Consider the following 3001-nt stretch of genomic DNA (forward strand, 5'->3'; position numbering starts at 1 on the left):
CTAATAGCAGCAAGCATATTGACTTTAAAACGGCTTCCTGTCTTTTGAATGACAGGCGTTTGGTTAATAAGACCATAGGTTCTACCGCGATTATCGGTGGATTGGATGCCCATTTCATCGGCCCAATAGATTCTTGCGCCTTCCTGCATCGCTTGCGTTTTGATGGCAGGGTAAGTTTCATTAAGCCAAGTCTCTACTTTTTTACATCGCGTTGGTAAGCTCGTTTAATGGGCTTTTGTGAGGAAAAGCCTAGGCGTTTCAATAAGCCGCGCATGCCGCGCCCTGAGTACCTTACTCCAAACCTTTTTTCAATCAGACGGGTTATCGCTTTACTGTTCCATAACGTATAAGGAAGAGAGCTCATCAGGTGTTTTGCTTAGCAATAAGTCTATTAATTCCTTAACCTGCTCTGCTGTTAAATATTGCCCGCTTCCAGGAGTTGCCCCTCGTTTTTTATACTCAAAGCTTCTTTCACCATAAACCCCATACTCATAAACATATTTCGTAATCGATGTTTTGCTAAAGCCAAATAGCTTCGCCGCGCGCGTTTTGCTTTCACCACAGTTAACGACCGCATACACTGCTCGCTTTCTCAAAGCGGCCAGTTCTTTAATTTAAAGCCAGGGTAATACCATTCTAAGGTAAAGCATTGTCGAGATTGCTCAATTAAAACAAGTTGTCAGGCGCCTAAAAAGAAAAACAAAGACATTCGAGTGATCTCAAGACATACTCATTTTGACTTATTTCAACAGGTTACATTAGATATGCAGACAGCCTTATTCAAACAGAAACTAGTAGAAAGGTTGGCGCAGATTGAAAGTTTGATGAATGAGTTGAAAAACTACCATAGTCTTGCAAAAGCACTTTTCCGTGGTATTCATAACGTGCAAATACAAGCTTATATGGCCGCTATTGCTATCAATATTAAACGGATAGTTTTTTTCATATCTCATTTCCATTAAATTATACGCTACCTTTTGCAACAGCCCGGGTCGTTTCTTGAGACTGCTTATCTATCTAGTTATTTGGGTGTTTGCTCGCTGTTCTTTATTATGGTTCTCTTCTTCATTAATGTCTGCCTTATTATTCATCTGGGAAAAGAAGCTTATATTACGCTTGTCTTTAAGTGTTTTAATAAAAACAAAATTATTAGCTAGGCGATGATTAATCTCTTGGATAGATTTGTGGGGTTTAAAAAAGGAGAAGATATGGCTAGTAATATCTCTATCTAACACGTTAGTCAGATAAGCAGGCAGGTCAGCGGTTACGGCACGTGCAGCATCACTCTCACCATTATTGCTTAAATTAAGTCGGCCATGGTCATTAAAATCAGACAAAGCTTGTAGTAATCTATCACGCTCCATTGAAGACTTATTATAAAATAAACCATTCTTAATTAAATTAATAGAGCGCACTGTCCTTGGAATAGCAGCTATCATTTCGCTTAATTCAGTGGCACTTTTTTGGCCCAGGTTATTCCTCCTTAAATAAAGCCGAGTAACACCTTTAGGCATGGCGGCCATCATTTGAGCTAATTCAGCGCCACTTTTTTGGCTAAAGTCGTTAGCACCCAACTCAAGCCTAGTGATACTTTTAGGAATAGCAGCCATTATTTGGGCTAATTCAGCGCCACTTTTTTGGTGCAGGCTATTAGAACCCAAATCAAGGCGAGTAACACTTTTAGGCATAGCAGCCATCATTTGAGCTAATTCAGCCCCACTTTTTTGGCCTAAGTTATTATCACCCAAATCAAGGCTAGTGATACTTTTAGGCATAGCAGCCATCATTTGGGCTAATTCAGCCCCACTTTTTTGGCTAAAGTGACTAGAACGCAAATCAAGGCGAGTAACACTTTTAGGCATAGCAGCCATCATTTGAGCTAATTCAGCCCCACTTTTTTGGCCTAAGTTATTATCACCCAAATCAAGGCTAGTGATACTTTTAGGCATAGCAGCCATCATTTGCGCTAATTCAGCCCCACTTTTTTGGCTAAAGTAACTAGAACGCAAATCAAGGCGGGTGATGCTTTTAGGCATAGCAGCCATTATCTGAGCAAATTCTGCGGCACTTCTTTGGCCTAGGTTATTATTAACTAATTGTAGGGTAACGACGCTTTTAGGAATAGCAGCCATCATTTGAACTAATTCAGCCCCACTTTTTTGGACCAGGTAATTCATACTTAAATCAAGGCTGGTAACACTTTTAGGAATAGCAGCCATCATTTGCGCTAATTCAGCCCCACTTTTTTGGCCAAGGTTATTATAAATCAAATCAAGGCTGGTAACACTTTTAGGAATAGCAGCCATCATTTGAGCTAATTCAGCCCCACTTTTTTGGCTAAAGTCATTAAAACCTAACTCAAGCCAAGTGATATTTGTAGGAATAGCAGCCATTATTTGGGCTAATTCAGCGCCACTTTTTTTATAAAGTTCTTTCCGAGCTAACTCTAGGATAGTGGTATTTTTAGAAATATTGGCTATCCATTGGACTAGCTCAGCACGCCTTTTTTGGGCTAAGTTACTTAAAGAGTTCATTAAAATACCTAAAATTAAAAACACAATCGTACAGTTAATTTATTTCGAGTCAATTTGATATTAAAAATTATTATTTGATAATAATTATTTCAATATGATGGTTTAACTGCTTCTGCTAATCGCAGAGTAGGGTAAATAAATCACTCACTAGATTAGATATTAAAAGTAATTTAGAAGGTGATGTTGCAAAAATAAACTGGTTGCATACTAATTAAATTCATCAGATAGGTATACTACAGCCTTGTTTTTGCTACCGGGCGTATATTTGTATTCCCTTAGGTCTATCATCCTAAATACTTTTAAAGTTTGATTCTTATAAATTAGGAAAGATGGCCGCAAAACCACCCCGTATCAACGAGCTTGTTGCTAGCTAATTTGATTAACCTTGGTCTCATAAACGGTCCGGCCTGTTGCAAAAGGTGAAGAAACGTTACACATTAAGCCTAACATGATCTAATCGGCAGCTT

Annotated in this window: 3 protein-coding genes and 1 pseudogene; 1 reads left to right on the plus strand and 3 read right to left on the minus strand. The window is 38.7% G+C overall.

What is annotated here, in order from left to right:
• Nucleotides 1-193 precede the first annotated feature (193 nt).
• Together E1P04_RS18495 and E1P04_RS17370 are read right to left on the minus strand one after the other, a co-directional pair.
• The gene (locus tag E1P04_RS18495) at nucleotides 194-364 is read right to left on the minus strand and encodes a helix-turn-helix domain-containing protein (protein ID WP_131784112.1); all 171 of its coding nucleotides are present in this window, start codon (nucleotides 362-364) and stop codon (nucleotides 194-196) included.
• A complete protein-coding gene (locus tag E1P04_RS17370) occupies nucleotides 330-596 on the minus strand; it encodes a COG3415 family protein (protein WP_131784113.1) in 267 nt (88 codons plus the stop codon). The genes E1P04_RS18495 and E1P04_RS17370 overlap by 35 nt, the downstream gene beginning before the upstream one ends.
• 54 nt (nucleotides 597-650) lie before the next feature.
• Here E1P04_RS17370 and E1P04_RS17375 point away from each other — a divergent pair.
• A pseudogene (locus E1P04_RS17375) lies at nucleotides 651-962 on the plus strand (transposase); the annotation flags it as partial.
• Between the two features lie 51 nt (nucleotides 963-1013).
• Here the strand turns inward: E1P04_RS17375 and E1P04_RS17380 are convergent.
• Nucleotides 1014-2534, minus strand: coding sequence for a leucine-rich repeat domain-containing protein (locus tag E1P04_RS17380; RefSeq protein WP_131784115.1), 1521 nt, complete (start codon nucleotides 2532-2534; stop codon nucleotides 1014-1016).
• Between the last annotated feature and the right edge of the window lie 467 nt (nucleotides 2535-3001).

The sequence above is a fragment of the Legionella gresilensis genome, assembly GCF_900639865.1.
Taxonomy (GTDB): domain Bacteria; phylum Pseudomonadota; class Gammaproteobacteria; order Legionellales; family Legionellaceae; genus Legionella_C; species Legionella_C gresilensis.

Bases quoted from the DNA above. Each gene is read 5' to 3' on its own strand.
- E1P04_RS18495 (WP_131784112.1), bottom strand. From the start codon at position 364: ATGAGCTCTCTTCCTTATACGTTATGGAACAGTAAAGCGATAACCCGT.
- E1P04_RS17380 (WP_131784115.1), bottom strand. From the start codon at position 2,534: ATGAACTCTTTAAGTAACTTAGCCCAAAAAAGGCGTGCTGAGCTAGTC.